Source organism: Pantoea latae, assembly GCF_002077695.1.
GTDB classification, from domain to species: domain Bacteria; phylum Pseudomonadota; class Gammaproteobacteria; order Enterobacterales; family Enterobacteriaceae; genus Pantoea; species Pantoea latae.
Window position 1 is genome coordinate 118,673 of sequence record NZ_MWUE01000004.1, and the last position, 23,452, is coordinate 142,124.

18 protein-coding genes are annotated in these 23,452 nt (G+C 61.5%); 2 read left to right on the top strand and 16 right to left on the bottom strand.

Annotated elements, in window-relative coordinates; all coding sequences use genetic code 11:
• The first annotated feature begins 115 nt into the window (after positions 1-115).
• The gene (locus B2J69_RS02055; protein WP_081135802.1) at positions 116-1,306 is read left to right on the top strand and encodes an amino acid aminotransferase; all 1,191 of its coding nucleotides are present in this window, start codon (positions 116-118) and stop codon (positions 1,304-1,306) included.
• 45 nt (positions 1,307-1,351) lie between these two features.
• Here the strand turns inward: B2J69_RS02055 and B2J69_RS02060 are convergent, their stop codons facing one another.
• The 7 genes from B2J69_RS02060 to cmoM form a co-directional block, all read right to left on the bottom strand.
• A complete protein-coding gene (locus B2J69_RS02060; RefSeq protein ID WP_081135807.1) occupies positions 1,352-1,981 on the bottom strand; it encodes an MBL fold metallo-hydrolase in 630 nt (209 codons plus the stop codon).
• Positions 1,982-2,020: 39 nt separating this feature from the next.
• Positions 2,021-2,569 (bottom strand): YcbK family protein, encoded by a 549-nt coding sequence (locus B2J69_RS02065; protein ID WP_081135811.1) that lies wholly within the window; start codon positions 2,567-2,569, stop codon positions 2,021-2,023.
• Between the two features lie 188 nt (positions 2,570-2,757).
• A complete protein-coding gene (gene ldtD, locus B2J69_RS02070; RefSeq protein ID WP_081135814.1) occupies positions 2,758-4,566 on the bottom strand; it encodes a L,D-transpeptidase in 1,809 nt (602 codons plus the stop codon).
• 153 nt (positions 4,567-4,719) lie between these two features.
• Positions 4,720-9,195, bottom strand: coding sequence for a chromosome partition protein MukB (gene mukB / locus B2J69_RS02075; RefSeq protein WP_081135819.1), 4,476 nt, complete (start codon positions 9,193-9,195; stop codon positions 4,720-4,722).
• Positions 9,192-9,908 carry a chromosome partition protein MukE gene (gene mukE / locus B2J69_RS02080; RefSeq protein WP_081135823.1) on the bottom strand — a complete coding sequence of 239 codons (717 nt, stop codon included), beginning with the start codon at positions 9,906-9,908 and terminating at the stop codon, positions 9,192-9,194. Before mukE ends, mukB begins: the two co-directional genes overlap by 4 nt.
• The gene (gene mukF, locus B2J69_RS02085) at positions 9,889-11,211 is read right to left on the bottom strand and encodes a chromosome partition protein MukF (RefSeq protein ID WP_081135828.1); all 1,323 of its coding nucleotides are present in this window, start codon (positions 11,209-11,211) and stop codon (positions 9,889-9,891) included. Before mukF ends, mukE begins: the two co-directional genes overlap by 20 nt.
• Positions 11,208-11,993, bottom strand: coding sequence for a tRNA uridine 5-oxyacetic acid(34) methyltransferase CmoM (cmoM, locus tag B2J69_RS02090; RefSeq protein WP_081135831.1), 786 nt, complete (start codon positions 11,991-11,993; stop codon positions 11,208-11,210). Before cmoM ends, mukF begins: the two co-directional genes overlap by 4 nt.
• A gap of 125 nt (positions 11,994-12,118) precedes the next feature.
• Here cmoM and elyC point away from each other — a divergent pair, with 125 nt between their 5' ends.
• Positions 12,119-12,904: an envelope biogenesis factor ElyC gene (gene elyC, locus B2J69_RS02095; RefSeq protein ID WP_081135836.1), complete on the top strand. Its 786-nt coding sequence runs from the start codon at positions 12,119-12,121 to the stop codon at positions 12,902-12,904.
• On the opposite strand, the gene B2J69_RS02100 is transcribed toward elyC, so the two are convergent.
• From B2J69_RS02100 to rpsA, 9 genes are all read right to left on the bottom strand, one after another.
• A complete protein-coding gene (locus B2J69_RS02100; protein WP_081135841.1) occupies positions 12,884-13,777 on the bottom strand; it encodes a protein kinase family protein in 894 nt (297 codons plus the stop codon). The genes elyC and B2J69_RS02100 overlap by 21 nt on opposite strands.
• Before the next feature lie 103 nt (positions 13,778-13,880).
• Entirely contained in the window at positions 13,881-14,630 is a 750-nt protein-coding gene (kdsB, locus tag B2J69_RS02105; protein WP_081135846.1) for a 3-deoxy-manno-octulosonate cytidylyltransferase, read from the bottom strand.
• A complete protein-coding gene (locus B2J69_RS02110) occupies positions 14,627-14,809 on the bottom strand; it encodes a Trm112 family protein (protein ID WP_081135850.1) in 183 nt (60 codons plus the stop codon). Before B2J69_RS02110 ends, kdsB begins: the two co-directional genes overlap by 4 nt.
• A 106-nt stretch (positions 14,810-14,915) precedes the next feature.
• On the bottom strand, positions 14,916-16,133 hold the full coding sequence (locus B2J69_RS02115) for a winged helix-turn-helix domain-containing protein (RefSeq protein WP_081135855.1): 1,218 nt from the start codon (positions 16,131-16,133) through the stop codon (positions 14,916-14,918).
• Positions 16,134-16,156: 23 nt separating this feature from the next.
• Complete coding sequence (gene lpxK, locus B2J69_RS02120; protein ID WP_081135859.1) at positions 16,157-17,158, bottom strand: tetraacyldisaccharide 4'-kinase; 1,002 nt, start codon at positions 17,156-17,158, stop codon at positions 16,157-16,159.
• Positions 17,155-18,903: a lipid A ABC transporter ATP-binding protein/permease MsbA gene (gene msbA, locus B2J69_RS02125; RefSeq protein ID WP_081135863.1), complete on the bottom strand. Its 1,749-nt coding sequence runs from the start codon at positions 18,901-18,903 to the stop codon at positions 17,155-17,157. The genes lpxK and msbA overlap by 4 nt, the downstream gene beginning before the upstream one ends.
• A gap of 34 nt (positions 18,904-18,937) precedes the next feature.
• The gene (locus B2J69_RS02130; RefSeq protein WP_236722681.1) at positions 18,938-21,190 is read right to left on the bottom strand and encodes a DNA internalization-related competence protein ComEC/Rec2; all 2,253 of its coding nucleotides are present in this window, start codon (positions 21,188-21,190) and stop codon (positions 18,938-18,940) included.
• Between the two features lie 201 nt (positions 21,191-21,391).
• Complete coding sequence (ihfB, locus tag B2J69_RS02135; protein ID WP_033751281.1) at positions 21,392-21,676, bottom strand: integration host factor subunit beta; 285 nt, start codon at positions 21,674-21,676, stop codon at positions 21,392-21,394.
• A gap of 87 nt (positions 21,677-21,763) precedes the next feature.
• Positions 21,764-23,437, bottom strand: a complete 1,674-nt coding sequence (gene rpsA, locus B2J69_RS02140; RefSeq protein ID WP_081136357.1) for a 30S ribosomal protein S1 — start codon at positions 23,435-23,437, stop codon at positions 21,764-21,766.
• Positions 23,438-23,452 lie beyond the last annotated feature (15 nt).

Genomic DNA, 23,452 nt, shown 5'->3' on the forward strand with positions numbered 1-23,452 from the left:
CTGCTGTATGACCCGCAGCGAGCGACGATTTTTTTCCTAAACGGTTGGCAAGGCAGAGCGCTGACGTTAACCTGAAGGCTCATTTCGTTAAAGTTCACGCTACTGGACACGACTCATGTTTGAATCTATCTCTGCGGCACCCGCCGATCCTATTCTTGGGCTGGCCGATCTGTTTCGCGCCGACGACCGCCCGCACAAAATCAACCTTGGCATCGGCGTTTATAAAGATGAAACCGGCAATACGCCGGTGCTGACCAGCGTAAAAAAAGCCGAGCAGTATCTGCTGGAAAACGAAACCACCAAAAACTACCTCAGCATTGATGGTCTGGCTGATTTTGCGCGCTGCACCCAGGCGCTGCTGTTTGGCGCAGAGAGCCCGCTGATCGCCGCTGGCCGCGCGCGCACCGCGCAGACCCCAGGCGGCACCGGCGCGCTGCGCGTGGCGGCGGATTTCCTTGCCACCCAGACAGCCGTTAAGCGCGTCTGGGTGAGCAACCCGAGCTGGCCGAACCATAAAAACGTCTTTAACGCCGCCGGTCTGGAAGTGTGCGAATACGCTTACTACGACGCGGAGCAGCACCAGCTCGATTTCGACGGCATGCTGGCCGCGCTGCAGGAGGCCAAAGCGGGTGACGTGGTGCTGTTCCACGGCTGCTGCCACAACCCTACCGGCATCGATCCAACGGCGGAGCAGTGGCAGCAGCTGGCGCAGCTCTCCCAGGCCAAAGGCTGGCTGCCGCTGTTCGACTTCGCCTATCAGGGCTTTGCGCGCGGTCTGGATGAAGACGCAGAGGGCCTGCGTATTTTCGCCGCCTCGCATCAGGAGCTGATCGTTGCCAGCTCTTACTCGAAAAACTTCGGCTTATACAACGAGCGCGTCGGCGCGATTACGCTGGTCGCCGCCGATGCGGCAACCGCAGAAACCGCCTTTAGCCAGGTGAAATACACCATCCGCGCCAACTACTCCAACCCGCCGGCGCACGGCGCGGCGGTGGTCGCCACTATCCTGAGCAATCAGGCGCTGCGCACCATCTGGGAGCAGGAGCTGACCGATATGCGCCAGCGCATCCAGCGCATGCGTCAGCTGTTTGTGAACACCCTGGCGGAGAAAGGCGCCACGCGCGATTTCAGCTTTATCATCCAGCAGAACGGCATGTTCTCTTTCAGCGGCCTGACCAAAGATCAGGTTGTTCGCCTGCGTGATGAGTTCGCCATCTATGCGGTCAATTCAGGTCGCGTGAACGTCGCGGGTATGACGCCGGATAATATGTCGGCGCTGTGCGAGGCGATTGTTGCAGTGCTTTAAGCGCGGCAACAGCTAACGAAAAATGGGCCATTACGGCCCATTTTTTTATTGCAGAAAGGGGTTGCTGATACGTTCGCGTCCCAGCGTCGAGATGGCGCCGTGACCGGGAAGAAAGGTGACGTCGTCGCCCAGCGGCAGCAGCTTCTCTTTGATCGAGGCGATCAAATCCTGATGGCTGCCCTGCGGGAAATCGCTGCGGCCTACGCCGCCGTGGAAAATCACGTCGCCGGAGATCAACAGACGGCCAGCCCGGTCGAAGAAGACGATATGGCCCGGAGTATGGCCCGGCGTGTGCAGGATCTCCAGCGTGACCTCGCCAACCTGAACGCGATCCCCCTCTTCCAGCCAGCGATCCGGCGTGAACGACGCGCACTCTGCCAGGCCGAACATGCGGCTCTGGGTCGGCAACGCCTCCAGCCAGAAGGCATCCAGCTGCTGCGGACCCACGATGGGCACCTGAAAGTGCGCAGCCAGCTCCGCCGCCGCGCCTACGTGGTCGAGATGGCCATGCGTCAGTAAAATTTGCGTGGGGGTAAGGTTGAGCTGCTGGAGCGTCTCAATAATGGTCGCCGCATCGCCGCCGGGATCGACCAGGGCGGCGTCGCGCGTCGCCTCGCACCAGATAACGGAACAGTTCTGCGCAAAGGCGGTAACGGGAATAATGTGGTAGTTCATAACGCTCCATGACCGGCGCACGCAGCGTTGCCGGCGTTGTTACCAGTGCCGAACCGGCCCGGTATCAATATGAACGAAGTTGCTGCGAGGATAATATCCTACACCACCGGCGCGCATTGTTAAGGCCGCCTTGCGAATGTTATTCAGCGCAATGCCTTCGATATGGAAATCCATCGCCTGCCCTTTGGTGTGGTAGCTGTGCTTCGCCACGCCCGGACCGCTTTCACGCAGCATATTGTTGGTCGCCAGCGAGCGATAGCCAGAGACCAGCTGGATCGGTTTGCGGGTTTCCAGCAGCGCCTGCAGTCGGTAGATCTGATCGAACAGATGCGGGTCGATGCTTTTGGTCAGATTGGCGCGATAATCACGGAAAAAGTGGTTCAGACGAGCCAGTTCGCTCTTGTCGTAACTTTTTCCATTAAAAAACTCAGTTTTAAGGGTTTCACCGGTGTGAAGATTGCTCAGCGTCAGCACCCGAGGACGTGACGTGGAAAGCGAGGCCATAGCTGCGTTGGGCAGTAGCGCCATCCCGGCCGCAGCCGTTCCGCCAAGAAGCAATTTGCGACGTGTTAAGTTAAAACTGGACATGAAAAACGGTTACCTGAGATTGAAGCCATCGAAATGTGCAAAAACCGCACAAGGCCGAACCATAACCGTCCGCCAGGGTCTCGTCAACCCGTCGTAAAGAGGTTTGCGCGGCGATCCCAGACGGGATCGCCATTCTGGAAGGCTTATCGCACGCCGGGCGATAAGTAACAGAGTTGGAAAATCAAGGATTAGAGCAGCAGCTGCCCGGCGCGCGCCAGCACCTGACTGCCGGAACGCGCGGTATTATCATAATTGTAAATATCTGTGCGGAACTGCGGCTTGCCGTCGTCGGCAACCCAGGCGGTCAGATAGTACAAATTCACCGGAATGCGATGCCGGATCGGCACGTAGCGCGTATCGCCCTGTTTTAACTGGTCAGAAATGCGCGAATCATTCCAGCCCGCATCCTGCAGCAGCAGCCCCGCCAGCTCCGACGCTTTATTGACGCGCACGCAGCCTGAACTGAGCGCGCGAATATCGCGCTGGAACAGGCCGTGGTTCGGCGTGTCGTGCAGATAGATGGCGTCTGAACTCGGCATGTTGAACTTGTAGCGGCCCAGCGAGTTAGTGGTGCCCGGCGCCTGACGCAGGCGATAGGGGAACGAGGAGGCTGACACCATGCTCCAGTCGATCATGCTGGGGTCGATCACCTCCGCATCCGCGCTCCAGCCAGAGAGCAGCGTATAGCCGTGCTTATAGAGGTAGCTCGGGTCCTGCTTCACCTTGGGAATGATATCCTGACGCACCAGCGTGGTCGGCACGTTCCACGGCGGGTTTAGCACCACATTATTGAGCGCGCTGCGCATCAGCGGCGTCTTGCGATCGGGACGGCCGACGATAACGCGCGACGAGAGGATCTTGCTGCCGTTGTTGTAGTAGGTCAGTGAGTAGTTAGGGATGTTGACCATAATGCCGTTATGCATATCATCCGGCAGCAGGCGCAGACGCTGAATGTTAAGCGCCAGCAGCGCGGCGCGCATCTGCGGCGTCACGTTGAGCCATTCGCGGGTGCGCGGGCCGATAGCGCCATCGCTACCCAGCCCCTGCCACTGCTGAAAGCGTTTCACCGCCTCCACCAGCGCCGCGTCATAGACCTTATCGCCGCCTGCGTCAGCGCCGCTGTTCTGCACGTTGCCCGCGGCCTGCGGCGTCTGCGCCGCGAGATCGCCGACGCTGGCCGCCGAGGGGCTGACCGCAGCAGGCTGTGCGCTCTGACTGACCGGCACCGGCGCGGTGGGCACCGCATCATCCGCTGGCGTCGGCGCGGCGGTCTGCGCGGCGAGCATGCCGGTGCGCTGTAAAATGTCGCGCAGCGCGGGCACGTCGTCACTAACCTGGCCGGGGCGCAGCGTGTCGCGATTTTTTAACTGCGGCCACGGCCGCGAGTCGGCCAGCAGCTGTTTCAGCGCGGCGTGCATCGGCGCATATTGCGGATGCTGCGGCACCAGCGAGGCGACGAAAGAGGCGGAGGCCCCGGCGAGCACCGCCTTCTGCCACTGATTGACCACCGCCAGCGACGGCTGCGCCAGTTTGTAGGGCACGTTGCTGTAGAGCCAGCTTTCACCCTGGGTGGGCACGCTGGAGACAAACTGCAGATAGCCGAGCATGGCGTCACTGAGCACCACGTCGCGCGCGAATCCGCTGATAGCGGGATCGGTCAGACGATCGACCCAGCGGGTAAACTGCGGCTGCACGCCCGACATCGCCACTTCCGCCAGCTGCTGCTGGAATTGCTGCACCGCCGCGCGATCCTGCCACATCGGCTGCATGTTATGCGCCGCATAGAGCGTGGCCAGCGAGGCTAAATAGAACGGCGGCTCTTTGCCGGCGAACGCCTGACGCAGACGCTGCTGGCTGTCGCTCACTGAAATGGCCGCGTGTGTCGTACCGGGTAAGGCTGCAATAACGGCCGCCTGAGTCAGATGCAGCGGCGTCAAGGCCAGCGCGAGCGCCAGCAGTGAAAAAACGTAGTTGTTGGTTTTATTGGTCAGCAACATCCCTGCCCCCTCATTTGTTTACCACGCAGCGTGTCCTGGATCCGCTGCAACTGGGCTGTTACTCGTCTCCTGAGTATACAAATAAAAAACGGCATTTGCCTCAGGGGACAAATGCCGTTTACAGATTACCCAATGTGGTAATTTTTGAACAGATTAAACCTGCGAGTTTTCCGCTTCCAGGCCCGCCTGTTCCGGGCTGCCGCTGCGCGTCGGCGTCGCGTCGGCGGAGAAGCCGCGCAGGCCGACAACGTGCACGTGCTCGGTATTGTTAAACACTTTACGCACCAGTTTATAAGTGGTGCCTTTCTCCGGGCTGATGTTCTCCGGCGCGGCGATCACCAGCTGCATCTCCAGACGTTCGCAGAGTTCGAACAGCGTGGCGATAGAGCGCGCATCGAGACGCGCCGCTTCGTCGAGGAACAGCAGACGGCAGGGAGAGATATCCTTGCCGCGCAGGCGGCGCGACTCCTCTTCCCAGCTCTGCACCACCATCACCAGAATCGACATCCCGGTGCCGATCGCCTCGCCGGTCGACAGCGCCCCGCTCTCGGCGCGCAGCCAGCCGTCGGAGCCGCGGTTAACCTCAACCTCCATCTCCAGATAGTTGCGGTAGTCCAGCAGCTCTTCGCCAATGGTCTGCGGCGTGCGCTGGCCCATGTCGATCTGCGGGTTAAGGCGCTGATAAAGTTTCGCCAGCGCTTCGGAGAACGTCAGGCGGTTGCTGTTGAACAGGTCCTGATGCTGCTCGTGCTCTTCCGACAGGGTATCGAGCAGCGTGGCGTGGGCTTCGCGCACGTTGACGTTGAGCCGCACGCTGCGCACCTGGCCGAAGCTCACCATCTGCAGCCCCTGGTTCAGCTGACGGATGCGGTTCTGCTCGCGCTGAATGGTTTTGCGAATGATACTGGAGACGCTGCGTGAGCTGATCGCCAGCGTCTGCTCACGCGCCGTCAGCTCCTCGGTCAGGCGGTTCAGCTCGATCTCCATCTGCTCGATCGCCTCGACCGGATCGTCGGTGCGGATGATGTCCTGACGGATGCGCTCGCGCAGATGCTGATAGACGGCGATAAAGAACTGGATCTTGCGCTCCGGACGCTTCGGATCTTCCGACAGGCGCAGCACGTCACGCAGATGTTCGTTATCCGCCACCGCCAGACGCAGCGCGCCCAGCGCCTTATCCGACATTGAGCGCAGCTCGTCGCCGCTCAGGTAGGCCAGCTCGCGGCGGTGCAGGCGTCGCTCGACGCCGTTCTCTTTCACCAGGCGCAGCACGCTGCACCAGCCCGCTTTGGCGCTCACCACCTGCTCGCGAATGCGATGGTAGTCGCGCTCCAGCACGCGCAGCCGTTTCTGCAGGTTCTCCATCTCCGCTTCACAGAAGGTGAGCTGTTTTTCCAGCTGGTTGCGGCGCGCGCGGTTGTGGCTCAGCGCGGCGTAAAGCTCGTCGCGGCGGATGCGGGCGCGCTCTTCCGCGCTGGCGTCGGCGTGCACGCCGATATCCTGCATCTCCTGCAGCAGCTCTTTCAGCATGTCGCGTTTGGTGTCGTGCGAACTCTTCAGCGACGCCAGCACCTGGCTGTACTGCGTCAGCTGCGCGCGATGCTCGCGCAGGCGTTCGCGCGCGCGGCTGCGCTCGCCTTCGGCCTGCTCCAGCTGGCGACGCAGCCTGTCGCTGAGATCGTTGTTGCCGTTCAGCATGCCGGCGGAGTCGCCGTAGCTGAAGTGGGCGCGGCGCTGCACCACTTCGGTCAGGGCGAACGCCTGCTGACGCGCCGTGCGCTGCTGCTGCTGCGCCTGCTGATAGTCCGCCTGCAGCTGTTCATGCTGTTCCGGATCGCTCTGCAGCACGCTAATCAGCGATTCCAGCTTCGTGAGTTTAGCGCCGTGCTGATGCAGGAAGCGCGCCGCGTCCTGCGCCTCTTCGACCTGCTCGCGGATTTCGTCGCAGCGATCGGCCAGCGTATCGTCCAGCAGCAGATTGACGCGCGGCAGCAGGCGGTTAAGCTGCGCCACGCCCTCTTTCGCCAGATCGTACTGCTGGCGCTGCTGCTGATTGTCACTCTCATGCTGCGCCAGCGCGCGCTCCAGCTCGGTGCGGCGGGCGTTGAACTGGCGGATTTGCGCTTCGGGATCCTCCTCGAAGGCGACCGCCAGATGCGTGCCGATAAAGCGGCTGAACGACTGATGCAGACGCTGCGTTTTCTGTACGTCGAACGAGAGCGTGGCGTAGCGTTCCGCCAGGCGATCGCGCTCGATGTGCAGCTGCTCCAGCTGATTTTCACGCGCGGCGCGGCCGAACAGCGGCACTTTTGGAAAGCGAGAATAGCGCCACTGACGCTCCGCCACCTTCACCACCACCGCGTTCTGCAGCTCTTCCACAGCGAAGACGCTGTCGTCAAACGACTGCGGATCGCCCTCGATCAGGTAGAGATCTTCCGGGCACTCTTCCAGGCCATCGAGCTGCTCGCGCACCAGCGACAAATCCGGCACCACGATAGCGTGGCGCGACGGACCGTAGAGCGCCGAGAAGTAAGGCGCGTCCTCCAGCGTGACGTCGTCGTAAATTTCAGAGAGCAGCACGCCGCCGAAGCGCTCCGCCAGCTGCGTCAGGCGCGCATCTTCCGCGCCGCCAGGCTGGCTAAGGCGTTCAATTTTACGTTCGACGCTGCGTTTGCGCGCGGCGATCTCGTCGCGCTCCACCGTAGTTTCGCGCTCGCGCTCCAGCAGCTGCTGCATGTATTCGGTGATCTGCTGGCTGTTTTCCAGCGCCTCGCCGGTCTGCTCGCTAAGCTGCGTCAGGATCTCCTGCGCCGCCAGCCAGTGCGGCGCGCGCGCGGTGAGCGCGGCGATGCGCTCGCGCAGCGACTCCAACTCCTGGCGCATCACCATACGGCGCTCACCGGCGTCGGAGACGCTGGCGTTGAGCTGTTCGATCTGCGCTTCCAGCTCGCTGTGCAGCCCTTCCAGCGCGTCGGCGTCATAGTGCGCGCCCTGCCGTTTGCAGAACTCCGCCAGCAGGCGTTCCGCCTCATGCTGCTCGCGCAGACGCTGCTCCATCTCATTCAGGCGCAGGCGCAGCGAGGAGAGCTGCTCGGCGTAGTGGCGCTGATTGGCGGCGTCGCGCAGCAGCTCGCGGCCGGTTTGCCACGCCTCCTGGCGCGGCACCTCGCCGGCGATGCTGGTGACCAGCGCCAGCGCCTGCTCGAACTGGCTGTGCGCCGCTTCCGCCACGCTCAGCTTCTGCTCCAGCCGCAGCAGGGTTTCGGTCGCTTCCTCTTCGGTCGCCTGGAAGCGCGCCTGCCACTCGTCGGCGCTGTCGAGGGTTAAATCGGGCAGCTGGCACAGCGTACGGGCGCGCTCCAGCGCCTGCAGCGCCTGCTGATACTGAATGGCGCGCGTTTGCTGCACGTCGAGCGCCTGCTGAAAATCAGCCAGCTGGTTTTTCAGCTCGTCGACCTCCAGCTCCGCCGCCTCGGCGCGCGCTTCGTTCTCTTCCTGCACTTCGCGCGCTTCCGCCACTACTTCGTTCTGCTCTTCCAGACGGTGAGTCAGCTCGTCGAGGTCAGCTTCGTAGCGCGCGATTTTTTCCTGCTGGCGCATCGCGGTCTGCACCAGATTGAGGTGGTCGCTGGCGGCCTGATAGTCCGCTTCCAGATCGCTCTCCGCCCCGCCGTGCTCGGCAAGTTCGCGCGCCATCTCGATATGGCGATACTGCTCCGACGCCAGCTGCTTGCGGCTGGAGAAGAGATCGCGGCGCAGCTGCAGGGCGTCGTCGAGGTGAATGCGTCGCTCGTTAGCGTGGCGCATATAGTCCGCCGAAACATAGCTGGTGGCTTCGGAGATCAGGTGCTTGAACAGATCGCGATCGGACTGGGTGACGCGGATCGCCTCCAGCGTCATGCGGTTTTCGCGCAGCGCCGCTTCCATATCCTGGAAGGCTTTGCGCACGCCGCTGTTTTCCGGCAGCAGATAGTCGCGCAGCGAGCGGGTAATGGCGCTGGAGATGCCGCCGTAGAGCGACGCCTCGATCAGCCGGTAGAATTTGCTGCGGTCGCCGGCGGAGCGCAGGCGGCGCGGCACGATGCCGTGCTCGAACATCATCGCGTGGTAGTCGGTGACCGAGCTGAACTGGCGGAACTGCACCCCGTCCAGCGCTTCGACGCGCTCTTTGACTTCGCTCAGCGGCAAGACCCGCGCCTGGCGGCTGCCCATGATCTCGGTCAGCATATCGGTCGGCTGGCTCTCCAGCGGCAAACCGTGAATGCTGAACGGCTTGATATCGACCTTTTTATCGCGGCCCGCGACCTGCTGCAGACGCACGCCCGCCACCACGCGCTGATGGCGCGAGTTGATGACGTCGAGCATCGCATAGCAGACGCCGGCGCGCAGCTTGCCGTGCAGCCCCTTGTCGCGCGAACCGCTGGTGGCGCCCGCTTCCGTGGTGTTGCGGAAGTGCAGCAGCGTCAGGTCCGGGATCAGCGCCGTGACGAAGGCGGCCATGGTGGTGGATTTACCCGCGCCGTTGCCGCCCGATAAAGTAGTGACCAGTTCGTCGAGATCAAAGGTACGGGCAAAAAAGCCGTTCCAGTTGATCAGCGTCAGCGAACGAAATTTACCGCGTTCAATCATGCCTGTTCTTCCTCTGCGCTATCACTCGCGTCGCTGTCGCTCTCATCCTGCTCGGGGGTCGCGCTGACGCTGTCGAGCGCCATCGCTTCGCCGTCGCGGATCAGGCGCAGCTGCGCCTCGCGCGGATCGTCGCCGCTGCGCACGTCGGCGCCAAAGCGGAACACCGACTCGGTGATGCGAAATTTGCTGCTGTCGTTGCCCATAAACCACACCATGCCGAGGCGACGCAGTCGGCTCAGCGAGGCGCGCATTTTCTCCTGCAGCCTGGCGCGATCGAGATCGGATCCGGTCGAACGCTGGTTCACCAGCTTCAGCAGCTTGCTTTCGTCTGCCAGCGTCAGCAGCTCGTCATACAGCTCCTGCTGGGTGAAGATGCCTTCGTTCGCCAGGCGTTCCGGGCTGAGATAGAGGTAGCAAAGCAGCTTGCCGACCATCATATCGAGTTCAGAGAGCACCGAGCGCGGGATCAGCGTGGTCGAGCGCGGACGCAGATAGAAAAAGCCCTCTGGCGCGCGGATCAGCTCCACGTTGTAGCGGGCGTAAAACTCTTCCAGAAAGCTCTGGTAATCCATCAGAAAAGCGTGCTGGTCCAGCTCTTCGATGCCGATATGGCGGCCGGCGCGCAACTGGCTGTCGAGCGCGGGAAAAATCGGATTGGCCAGTGCCTGTGCCAGCTTAAGCGGCATCACTTGTTCAATATTTGTCGATGACATGTGCCTGCACCTTGGCTCCGTAATCATTAATGGCCTGCCACTCTGCGGGCAGGCCGGCTAAATCCGCTTCCGCCACGCCGAGACGCACCGCCTGATCGACGACGATGCGCGCCAGGTCAAAGTGGCGCGCCCGCGGATACTGGGCCAGATAGTCGCGCATCACCGTGGCGAGGTTGAGCGGTTTGCGCGCCGATTTGTAGCTCAGCAGCGCCTCTTCGATCATCGCCGCCAGCTGTTCGCGGATTTCGTTGAACTCTTCAAACTCCAGCTCGGCGGGCAGCTCGCCCAGCACCTCGTCGTTGCGCAGCGTAAGATCCTCGTCGCGCATATCAAAGAGACGATCGGCGTTGGCGTAGGTCAGCACCCACGGCTGGTCGAAGTAGTTCTGCACCGACTGACGCAGACGCTGCGCGAAGACGCGGTTCTTGTCCATGTCGATGGCGGTACGAATAAATTTATGCACGTGGCGGTCATAGCCGATCCACAGGTCGATCGCCTGCTGTCCCCAGCTGATAATGCGATCCAGCTTGTTTTGCAGGTCGAACACCAGCTTATCGACGAAGCCGAGATCGGGGCTGCTCAGCGTGGCGTCCTGGATGCGCAGCAGATTGGCCTGCAGCTTGTCGCCCGCCGCCTCTAGCGTATCCTGCAGCTCGCGCAGCGTGCCGGAGGTTTCCGACAGCAGCATTTCGCAGCTGGCGATCGCCGCGCGCCAGTCTTTGTTCAGCAGCTCGGCGATGTCGTTCTTCACCGCCTGCTGCTGTTCATCCATCAGGCGCTGCGTCATATCGATGCTGTCGAAAATCTCCGCCACCGAATATTTCAGCGGCGCGAAGACGTTGCGGTGCCAGTGAAACTCGTCGCCGTCCTCTTCCGCCGCATCGGCGGCGCGCCTCAGCTCGCCCGCCACGATCGACAGCTGCATCGACAGGCGCAGCGTCGAGAACTCGCGCTGGCGGATGTAGTAGTCGGTGATGCCGATCGCCAGCGGCGTCAGGCGGTAGATGGCGTGCCCTTCGGTTAGTTCGCTGGTAAAACGGTTGATCAGCCGCTGGCGCACCATGTCGTTGATGGCGTTATTAGCGCGCACCACCACGGTTTCGTGAGTCTGTTCAAAGGCTTTACTGACGTGCTGAAAGGCGTCGATCAGCTCGCCCTCACTCATTTCGCCATCCATGCGCTCACCGTTTAGCGTGGCGATGGCCAGCAAAAAGGCCAGACGATCGACCGGCAGCGCAAGAGAAAAATCGTTCTTGCGCGCCCAGCTGACCAGCTCGGGTACCGTCTGGGAAAATTCACTCATAGTTCGTCCTTCTGCCCTGGTTTACGCGCGGTTACGTGAATGTAACGTCCCAGGCTTAAAAAGGGTTCCTGGCGACAGTAGCGTCGCTCCATCTCAAGAATGCTCGCATCGCCGCCGCCGTCTGCCGGCGGGGCTTTCATATAGTCGCTGAAGACGCGCACGCCCGTACGCTGCTCGATGTCGAAACCGCAGGCGGTGAGCCAGCGATAGACATCGTCAGGATCGCGCGGGTAGTCCGGCGACAGGGAGCGCTTCTTCTGCTTCGCCATATTGACCCGCAGATAGCCGAAGTTACCCAGCGTCAGGTTGCGAAACACCAGGCTGTGGCGGTTAAAAAACATCAGCGACATCACGCCGCCCGGCCGCAATGCGTCAAACAGCGCCTGCAGCGCTTTTTCAGGCTCTGCGACCCACTCAAGCACAGCGTGAAACAATACCAGATCCACCGGCGTATCCAAATGTTCGCCCACCTGCTGGACTGCGATTTGTCTGAATTGCATGTTGTGGCTCACATCCTGCGCGTCGGCATGCTGCTGCGCGCGGCGCAGCATCTCCGCCGAGAGATCGCACAGCAGGATCTGATGGCCGCGCTGCGCCAGCCCGCTGGAAATTTGCCCCAGCCCGCCGCCGGCGTCGAGCACGCGCAGCGGATCCGTGCCGAGCGTCGGCAGGATTGCCTCTAGCTCGTCCCACAGGATCGCCTGACGCACCAACCCTTTGGTGGTGCCGTAAATATTTTGCGAAAATTTTTCCGCGAGATCGTCGAAGTTACGATCCTGCATGGCGTGGGCTCCGGTATGCTGCGCTCAGACTTGTGCTATTTTGTCACAGCCTCAACAAGAATGAACCTTTCATCCCCTTCTTCCTTTCCGGCTGCTGTTTTTTCGGACAACAAGGAGTTTTTTTGATGTTTTTTGCGCTGAAAAAAGTGGCGGGCGGCCTGTTGATGCCTTTACCGCTGCTGCTGCTGGTAATGGCGGCGGGCATTTTGCTGCTTTGGTTCAGCCGCTGGCAAAAAAGTGGCAAAATTTTAGTGACGCTGAGCTGGGCGCTGCTGCTGCTGTTAAGCCTGCAGCCGGTGGCCGATCGCCTGCTGCTGCCGCTGGAGTCGCGTTACGCCACCTGGAACGGCGAGCAGCCGGTTGACTTTATCGTGGTGCTGGGCGGCGGCTACACCTTTAATCCCGACTGGGCGCCGAGTTCGAATCTGATCGGCAACAGCCTGCCGCGCGTCGCCGAAGGCGTGCGCCAGTGGCGACGTCAGCCGCAGGCGACGATGATTTTTACCGGCGCCGCCGCCGGACGTAATCCGGTCAGCAACGCGCAGGTGGCGGCCTCGGTGGCGCTGAGCCTGGGGGTGCCGCAGGATCATATCCAGCTGCTGGATCGGCCAAAGGATACCGAAGAGGAAGCGCGCGCGGTGCGCGGCCTGGTCGGCCAGCGTCCTTTTCTGCTGGTAACCTCCGCCAACCATATGGCGCGCGCGCTCAATTTTTTCCATGCCGCAGGATTAACGCCGTTCGCCGCGCCCGCCAACCAGCTGGCGGTAACCTCGCCGCTCAACGGGTGGGAGCGCACCATTCCCTCGCCGCTCTGGCTTAGCCACAGCGATCGCGTCGCCTATGAGGCGCTGGGAAGCGTGTGGCAGTGGCTGAAAGGCGGCGACGCGCCCTCAGCCGAGCCAGGGCAGTAGCTGGGCGTGGGCGTGATCGAAGCGCGCGCGGTCAAATTCGCCATACTGTACCAGCCCGTCGATGCAGTCCCACAGCTGGTAGAGCCAGCGCCGCCAGAGGAAGCCTTCGGCAACCGGCGCGCGGCGCAGATAGTGCTGCATCAGCGCCCTTTCCGCCGGGCTTTCGCCAAGGTGGATCAGCTCATATTCGCGCGGCGCCCATAATATCGACCCAGGCTGGGTCATCGCCAGCAGCTGATCGCTGCGCGCGTTTTTAACGATGCTGGTGAGGCGGAGATTGCCGTGTAGCATCACGCAGGGATCGTCGACGTCGCGCATGAGATGCTCCAGCTGTTCGCGGCTGCGAAACAGCACCTGACGATCGGCGAGGGTAAAGGCGGGCGGCTGCAGATAGCTGAGCGTGGCCCATAGCACCTCCACGCGCTGATGAAACCAGGCGGGCCAGGTGTTTTGCTGCGTGCTGTCGACGGTGCCGACCAGGCCGTGGCTGCTGATGCGGTGCCAGGCGAGTAATCCCTCTACCACCTCTTCGCACAGCTGCTGCCAGCGGGCGCCATCGCGGGTCGGCGCCTCGGCGGAGACGCCGTTGAGGCGCGCCATCAGCAGCATTTCATGCACCGGCGGCTGCTGGCTCAGCACCAGGCCGTAGACCGCCGGCACGGCGATCAGCCCTTCGTGCCCGAGCAGCGCCAGCTTTTTCGCTTCCAGCGCGGCGCGTCCCTGATGACGAAAATATTTCGCCACCAGCGGCATCGGTTTGTCCTGGCGATCGTAGAGCGCATAAAGCCGCGTCGGCGGCTGGTCGCTGATGGTTTCGAGCCGGCTGACCGTCTCGCCCAGCACCAGCGACAGTTCAGATTTGAGACTTTCCATGCATCCTCCTCAAGGAAAATATCACACCATCCTGGAGGCCTCAGCGGGCAAAGATACGGAAACAGATCAATAAAAAGCGCCGGGGGCGATCTCCCCCGACGTTTTAGCCCTGCAGCGCGGCGCGCACGCGCGCCAGATCTTCCGGGGTATCGACGCCGACGCCCGGCACGGTTTCCGCCACGGCGACGTGGATCTTTTCGCCGTACCAGAGCACGCGCAGCTGCTCCAGCAGTTCAATGCGCTCCAGCGGGCACGGCGCCCAGGAGACGTAGCGACGAATAAAACCGGCGCGATAGGCGTAAATGCCGATATGGCGCAGCAGCGTGTCGCCAATCTCCTCGCGGGAGGCGGCGAAGCGCTCGCGATCCCAGGGAATGGTGGCGCGAGAGAAATAGAGCGCATAGCCCTGCGCGTCCATCACCACTTTCACCGCGTTGGGGTTGAACGCCTCTTCCGCGTCATGGATCGGCACCGCCAGCGTCGCCATGCCCGCCTGCGCGCCAGCCAGATTCGCCGCCACCTGCCGCACGATCTCCGGCGGGATCAGCGGCTCGTCACCCTGCACGTTGACGATAATCTCGTCGTCGGCGAAGCCGCAGGTTTCAATCACCTCAGCCAGCCGCTCGGTGCCTGACTGATGATCGGCGCGGGTCATGCAGACTTCGCCGCCTGCTGCCTCCACCGCCGCTTTCACGTCGGGATGATCGGTCGCGACAATCACGCGGCTGGCGCCAGAGGCGCGCGCGCGCTCCATCACATGAACAATCATCGGCTTTCCGGCGATATCAACCAGCGGTTTGCCAGGCAGACGCGTCGACGCGTAGCGCGCAGGAACGATGGCCGTGAAACTCATGGATGGATCTCTTCAACAGAGAGCGTGCGCGCTTCGTTTTCCAGCAGCACCGGAATACCGTCGCGCACCGGGAACGCCAGCGCGTCAGGTTTACAGATCAGCTCCTGCTGCGCGTTGTTGTAGTAGAGCTTGCCGTTGCATACCGGGCAGGCAACGATTTCGAGTAAACGGTGATCCATATGTCCTCCATCACGGACCGATTGCATAAGGCGCTAAGGATACCATAGCGCAGGGTCTCAGCGTGCGCGTAAAGCGGCCGCGAATCTGCGGCGCAAGCCGCAAAGCTCAGGAATTGAGCGCCCACTCAGAGGGCCAGTGCGCCCGCAGCGCGGCGGGCATCTGTTCGAACAGCACGCTCTCCGCATTCTGCCACGCCGCAAAGCGGCTAATCGCCTGGCGAATATCCCTGACGAAGGCGGCGGTCACGCGCACGTCCGCCTCCAGCCAGAGGTTTTTCACCACCAGCCGTCGCGCCTGCCGCTGCATGCGCGCATCCAGCCGCGCCTTGATGACGCCGCGATGCAGCACCGGCAGCACGAAATAGCCATGTTGGCGCTTCGCCTCTGGGGTATAGCACTCGAGCCGGTAGTCGAACTGGAACAGCTCCAGCGCGCGGCGCCGATCCCACACCACCGGATCGAACGGCGACAGGATGGCGCTGTGCGTGGCGTTAAGCGGCGCGTCGAGCAGCGGCAGCAGATCGCGATGCAGCCACATCTCCCCCAGATCCGCTACCGTGACGGGCACAATCTCGCCCGTTCGCTGCGCCTCCTCCAGGTGTGGCTTCAGCGCCACGCGCCTGAGACGGTAGTAATCCGGCAGCCAGGCGGCGCGAAAAATGCCGAGGCTGCGCGCGCTGTTGCGCAGCATCTCCCGCTGCGCGTCCGCTTCGCTGAGGGCGTGCAGCGCATCCTGCCACTCGGGCAGCAGGCGCGAACGCAGATCGTAGACCCGCTGAAAATTACGCCGCTCGCTGACCATCAGCTCGCCCGCGCTGAACAGATTTTCCAGATGACGTTTGTGCGGCTTCCACGCCCACCAGCCGGATTTGTGATCGGCGCCGCTGGCGAAGTCGGCGGCGCGCACCGGCCCCTGCTCGGCGATATGCTGCAGCAGGTCGGCGATCTCCTGCTGATGGTCGCGCACCCACTGGGCGTTATATTTCCAGCCCAGGCGCTCTGGCTCAAGCATGCGGTGGCGCAGCAGCCGGTAGTCTTCGCGTGGAATAAAGCAGGCTTCGTGCGCCCAGTACTCAAACAGTTCGCCCTGCGCCAGCGCCTGTTCCAGCCAGACAGGCGGATAGCTGCCGAGGCGGCTGAACAGCACCAGATAGGGACTGCGCGCGACAACGTGGATGGTGTCGATTTGCAGCAGCGACATGCGGCGGATGGCGGCGAGCAGATCGGGATAGCGGGCGCGTTTTGACGGCGCGCGCAGCAGGCCCTGCGCGGCCAGATGAAGATGTCGTGCCTGTTGAAGCGAAAGCGAAAGCGTTGTGTTCATTCCCTTCCTGCGTTCGGCGTAAGTTAGCTGGCGGCCCCGTTAGCGTTGTGCCGCGCCAGACGTTCGATATCATCCAGCAGCGGCGTCGTCGCGTCGTCACTCAGCTCAGCCTCGACCGGCAGATACCACCAGTTGGGCTGGGCGAAGCCTCGACACTTCACCGCGTCTTTTTCGGTCATTAGCAGAATCTGCCCGTCGGTCAGCAATTGAGCGAGTTCCGGCTGGCTGTAGGCGTGGTGATCGGCGAAAGCGATTTCGCTAACCGGCGTAACGCCATGCTGCTTAAGGGTGGCGAAAAAGCGCGGCGGATGGCCGATACCGGCCATCGCCACCACGTTGTTCAGGTCGGCGAGCGGCGCGCGCCTCTGGCTCTGCAGATTCACCGCCTGGCCTGGCCGCAGCGTCATCGCGATTTCACCCGGCTGCGCCTGGCCGCCGTTGACGATCACCGCGTCGACCTGCTGCAACCGCGACGCGCGTTCGCGCATCGGCCCGGCGGGCAACCACCAGCCGTTGCCGAAGCGGCGCACGCCGTCGACGACTACAATCTCGCGATCGCGCTGCAGCGCGTAGTGCTGCAGCCCGTCGTCAGTAACGATAAGATCCAGCGGCTGGCTGGCGAGCAGCGCCTCGACGGCCGCGCGGCGTTTCGGCGCCACCGCGACCGGCGCGCCGCTGCGCTGGGCGATCAGCACCGGCTCGTCGCCCGCCAGCTCCGTCGACGTGTCGCCATTAACCAGCAGTGGATAGCGCTCCGCTTTGCCGCCGTAGCCGCGCGACACCACGCCCACCTTTAGCCCGCGGCGCTGCAGCGCCTGCACCAGCCAGATCGCCACCGGCGTTTTGCCATTGCCACCCGCGGTAAGATTGCCGACCACCACGATCGGCACCGGCGCGCGCCAGCTTTTACGCCAGCCGCGCTGGTAGCTAAGGCGAATCAGGGAGGAGACGGCGCCATAGATCAGGCTGAGCGGCCATAACAGCAGCCACAGCGGCGAGCGTCCACTCCAGATGCGCTCAATCATTGCCCAAACTGCATCTTATGCAGCTGAGCATAGGCGCCCCGCTGCTCAAGCAGAACGGCATGGGTGCCGCGCTCGACGATACGGCCATCTTCCACCACCACGATTTCGTCTGCTTTTTCGATAGTCGACAGGCGGTGGGCGATCACCAGCGAGGTGCGGTTTTTCTGCAGCTCGTCCAGCGCAGACTGGATCGCGCGTTCCGATTCGGTGTCGAGCGCAGAGGTCGCTTCGTCGAGGATAAGGATCGGGCAGTCACGCAGCAGCGCGCGCGCGATGGCGATACGCTGACGCTGGCCGCCGGAGAGCAGCACGCCGTTTTCGCCAATCACCGTATCCAGTCCGTGATCCATCTTGTTGATGAAATCCATCGCGTGCGCCATGGTGGCGGCGCGCTCAATCTCTTCACGGCTGTACTGCTCGCTGCGCGCGTAGGCGATATTGTTGGCGATGGTGTCGTTGAACAGATGCACGTTCTGCGAAACCAGCGCCACCTGATTACGCAGCGAACGCAGCGTGTATTCGCGCAGGTCATGGCCGTCCAGCAGAATTTCACCCTGCTGAATGTCGTAAAAACGCGTCAGCAGGCTAGCCAGCGTCGACTTGCCTGAGCCGGAACGCCCGACCAGCGCCACGGTTTTCCCCGCCGGCAGCGCCAGGTTGATGTCGCGCAGCGCCGGCGTATCGCGGCCTGGATAGGTAAAGGTGACGTTGCGGAACTCGACGTCTCCTTTGGCGCGTTTGATTTCGCGCGTGCCGGTGTCGACTTCCTGCTCACTGTCGAGAATCGAGAACAGCGTCTGGCACGCCGCCATGCCGCGCTGAAACTGCGCGTTGACGTTAGTCAGGGACTTCAGCGGGCGCATCAGTGCGATCATCGAGGAGAAGACCACGGTGATGGTGCCTGCGGTCAGCGTCTCCATCACGCTAGGGAAGCTGGCGGCATAAAGCACGAACGCCAGCGCCAGCGAGGCGATAAGCTGGATAATCGGATCGGAGATAGAGGAAGCTGACACCAGCTTCATGCCCTGCTGGCGCATGCGGTTGCTGACGCGGCCGAAGCGTTCCGATTCCACTTCCTGGCCGCCGAAGATCAGCACTTCTTTATGGCCTTTCAGCATCTGCTCGGCGCTGGTGGTGACCTGCCCCATGGTGTTCTGCATGGTTTTGCTGATGCTGCGAAAGCGCTTGGACACCGAGCGAATCGCCAGCGAAACGATGGGCGCCAGCACAATCAGGATCAGCGACAGCTGCCAGCTGTAATAGAACATCATAATAAACAGGCCGATAATCGACGCGCCTTCGCGAACCACGGTAACCAGCGCGCTGGATGACGAGGAGGCGACCTGCTCAGAGTCATAGGTAATGCGCGACAGCAGCGTGCCGGTCGACTGCTGGTCGAAGAAGGAAACCGGCATACCCATCATATGGCTGAAGAGGCGACGACGCATGTTCATCACCACATTGCCGGAAACCCAGGAGATGCAGTAGCTGGAAATATAGCTGGTGACGCCGCGGATCAGCATCAGGCCGACAACGGCCAGCGGCATCCAGATCAGCACCGATTTATCCGCTTTACCAAACCCATCATCCAGTAAAGGCTTCAACAGGGAGAGCATAAGTGTGTCGCCGGCGGCGTTCAGTATCAGGGCCACAGCGGCCACGAATAAACCCGCTTTATGCGGCGCGATCATCGGCCAGAGTCGACGAAATGTCTGCCACGTTGAGAGATCTTTATCTTGATGCATTATTTATTCACGCTGTTTGAAATAGCCGCTCATTCTACCTGGATTCCCGTTTGACGCCAAACCACTGATGGTACCAACGGGGCAAAATTTGCTCTCTCAGGCCCGATATCCTGATTTTATTGTTGTGAATAGCGACGCTTATCTGACCCGATTGCGCGGTATCGCGCCAGCTGTAGCCCGCGCGGCGGTAGTTTTTCACCACGCCCGGCACCGGCATGCGCCAGGCGTTATAGCGCGACGCGGAGGCGATGGCGATGTTACCCGCCACGCTGCGCAGCAGCAGCGGCGTCGATGAGGTGCGGCTGCCGTGATGCGGAACCTGAATGATATCCGCCTTTAGCCGCGCCTTTTCCAGCGCCACCAGCTGCCGCTCCGCCGACGCCTCCAGATCGCCCATTAGCAGCAGGCGCGTGGTGCCGTCATCCACGCTCAGCACGCAGGAGTCGTTGTTGTTGCTGACGTCGGAGCGTTTAAGCGGCCAGAGCGCCTCGACGTTGAGCCGCCCCCAGCGCCAGCGCGTGCCGCGCACGCAGGGCAGATGAGTGGGATCTCGCGTGGCGCTGCGCACCGGAACATCCGGCCAGCGTTGCCTGATAGCGCGCAGGCCGCCGCTGTGATCCAGATGACGATGGCTCAGCACCACGGCGTCAAGGCGCAGACGCTTGCGTAACAGCCATGGAATAACGTGGCGCGTGCCAGCGTCGCCGCTTTCCCAGCGCGGCCCGGTGTCGTAGAGCAGCGCCTCTCTGCCCTGACGGATAACCACGCTCAGCCCCTGGCCGACATCCAGCATATCGATATGCCAGCCCGGCGCCTCGCGCGGCCAGCGCCAGACAATTAGCGCCAGCGCCAGCAGCAGACAGTTAACCGGCGTCGCGTAACACCAGCCGCATCGCCAGACGATCAGACCGCCCCACAGCAGCAGCGCCAGCGTGCCGGCGTCATAAAAGGCCCACCATCCCGCCGGCAAGGCCTGCAGCGCCGCCATCAGCCAGGCCACGGAGCGATCCGCCAGCCACCATAAGGCGCTGCAGAGCGCGCCGCCCGGCATCAGCAGCGCCAGCAGGATCAGCGGCACGCTGACAAAGGAGATAGCCGGTATCGCCAGCATATTCGCCGCCAGCGCCGAGAGGCTGAGGCCTTCAAACAGCATCACCTGAAGCGGCGCCATCAGCAGCAGCATCCCGAGCTGCAGATGAAACAGCTGAAGCGGCAGCCAGCGCAGGCCGCGGCAGCAGCGCGCCGGTAGCGGAAACCAGTGATACCAGCTCAGCAGCATGGCCACCGCCAGCGCCGAGAGCCAGAAACTCTCTGACAGCACGTTTAAGGGATCGAACAGCAGCAGGCCGCCGACGCAGCAGGCCCACACCTGCCAGCCGCTGAGCTGAATACCCTTCATGCGAAAGATGACCCACAGCGTCAGGGCGATCAACGCGCGCTGCGCCGGGGCGTGGCTACCGGAAAGCCAGCTATAGAGCGCCGCCAACAGCCAGCTCACCAGCAGCGGAAAGCGGTAGCCGATCAGATGCGCCGGCAGAGCCAGCTGCACGGCGCGCGCCATAAGCCAGCCGCTGCTGGCGGCGAGCGCGATATGCATGCCCGAAATCGCCATCAGATGCGCGGTACCGGTTTCCCGCAGCAGCTGGCGCAGCGCCTCGCTCATCTCCGCGCGTTCGCCAAACGCCAGTGCCTGTAATACCGCGCGCTGCTCAAGGGCATTAATAACCGGTAGATCGCGCATGATTCGCTGCCAGCGCCAGCTGCAGGCGAGCGATTCCGGCTGATAGCGCTGAATGCGGCCGCGCAATGATGTATGGTTCGCCAGCGCAAAGCGCTGAGCGTCAAATTCGCCCTCATTGAGTTGGGCATGAACCGGCCGTAGGGTCAGGGTCATCAACCAGCGCTGTCCCGGACACCAGCTCTCCTGGCGATCGCCCAGCGACAGCCAGGCGAAACGCGGCGGAAACAGATAGCGCCCTTCTCGTCTGAGGAGCTGCACTTTGATCTGCTGGCGGTCGTGTCGGACTTCATCGATGCGCACGCTATAGGCGGCGGGCGTGGCGCTGGCGGCCTCGGTCTCATCGACGCTGGAGCGCGCGGCACCCAGCATCCAGGCAACCAGCAGCAGCGCGATGGCTGCCGCACGCAGCCAGGCGGTGTTTGCCCACAGCAGCAGCATGCCGGCCATGGCCACAGCCGCGATGCCTGCCGGCGGCGGCAGCTGATGGAGCAACAGCAGCGGCAGCGCCGCGAGGATCGCCAGGCTGGCAAACAGTGTTACCGTCATGATTTATCCATCCCTGTTCAACCGGCTCAGTATGCAGATGAATCAAGGCTGGATCAGGGGCAGGATGACCGGTCTGCGCGTCGCTTCGCAGAGAAAAAGGGATATTGCAGAGAGAATACCGTTTTTTTGAGCGCGCTCGCCTGTTACCGCAGGCAAAAAAAAACGACATCCTGGGATGTCGTTTCTGCGTTCGGTTACGGCTTAGCCGTAAATGTTTGCACGGTCTCGCAATTCTTTGCCCGGCTTAAAATGGGGAACGTATTTACCTTCCAGTTCCACTTTATCGCCCGTTTTCGGGTTACGACCCGTACGCGGTGCGCGGTAATGCAAAGAAAAGCTGCCGAATCCCCGGATTTCAATGCGTTCGCCCTGGGCCAGCGTTGTGGCCATGTGCTCCAGCATCTCTTTTACAGCATCCTCAACGACTTTCGCCGGAATATGAGTCTGCTGGCCAGCAAGTCTTTCAATCAGTTCTGACTTGGTCATGTAACCTCCGGTTAATCCTTGTGGGAAAGGTATGACAGCCTGCTACCGTAACCGGGCAGATTTCCCTGCCCGGTTGCTTCAGGTCGATTACTCGCCTTTAGCTGCTTTGAACGCTTCAGCCATAGCATTAGAGAAGTTGCCTTCTTCCTGCTTGTTGTTCACGGTCGCGATAGCGTCTTTTTCGTCAGCTTCGTCTTTCGCACGAACAGACAGGCTAACAACGCGGTTTTTACGATCAACGCCGGTGAATTTAGCTTCAACATCGTCGCCAACATTCAGAACCAGAGTTGCGTCTTCAACGCGGTCACGTGAAGCTTCAGAAGCGCGCAGGTAACCTTCAACGCCGTCTGCCAGTTCAACTGTAGCACCTTTAGCGTCAACTGCCGTTACTTTACCAGTAACGATGGCGCCTTTCTTGTTCAGGGTGATGTAGTTGTTGAACGGATCTTCAGCCAGCTGTTTCACGCCCAGAGAGATGCGCTCGCGCTCTGCGTCAACCTGCAGTACAACGGCAGCGATTTCGTCGCCTTTCTTGTACTCACGAACGGCTTCTTCGCCAGTCGCGTTCCAGGAGATGTCAGACAGGTGAACCAGACCGTCGATGCCGCCGTCCAGGCCGATGAAGATACCGAAGTCAGTGATTGACTTGATTTTACCTTCAACGCGATCGCCCTTGTTGTGGGTCTCAGCAAACTGCTGCCACGGGTTGGCTTTGCACTGCTTCAGGCCCAGGGAGATACGACGACGCTCTTCGTCGATGTCCAGAACCATAACTTCAACCACGTCGCCCACGTTAACAACTTTAGACGGGTGGATGTTTTTGTTGGTCCAGTCCATTTCAGAAACGTGCACCAGACCTTCAACGCCTTCTTCGATTTCAACGAAGCAGCCGTAATCAGTCAGGTTGGTCACACGACCGGTCAGGCGAGTGCCTTCCGGATAGCGTTTAGCGATAGCCACCCACGGATCTTCGCCCAGCTGTTTCAGGCCCAGAGATACACGGGTACGCTCGCGGTCGAACTTCAGCACTTTAACAGTGATTTCGTCGCCCACGTTGACGATTTCGCTCGGATGCTTAACGCGTTTCCACGCCATGTCGGTGATGTGCAGCAGGCCATCGACGCCGCCCAGATCAACGAATGCGCCGTAGTCAGTGAGGTTCTTAACGATACCTTTGACTTCCATGCCTTCCTGCAGGTTTTCCAGCAGCTGATCGCGCTCAGCGCTGTTCTCAGATTCGATAACCGCGCGGCGTGAAACCACGACGTTGTTACGTTTCTGATCAAGCTTGATTACTTTGAATTCAAGCTCTTTGCCTTCCAGGTGCAGCGTGTCGCGAACCGGACGCACGTCAACCAGTGAACCTGGCAGGAACGCACGAATACCGTTCAGCTCAACTGTGAAGCCACCTTTAACTTTGCCGTTGATAACACCGGTAACAGTTTCAGCGTCTTCGTAAGCTTTTTCCAGCGTGATCCAGGCTTCATGACGTTTAGCTTTCTCACGGGACAGCAGGGTTTCACCGAAGCCGTCTTCCACTGCATCCAGGGCAACGTCAACTTCGTCACCAACCTGGATTTCCAGTTCGCCGGCTGCGTTCTTGAACTGCTCTGCCGGGATGGCAGATTCAGATTTCAGACCCGCATCAACCAGAACGACGTCTTTGTCGATAGAGACAACAACGCCACGAACGATGGAACCCGGGCGGGTTTCGATTTCTTTCAGGGACTCTTCAAAGAGTTGAGCAAAAGATTCAGTCATATTGATAATCTTAGG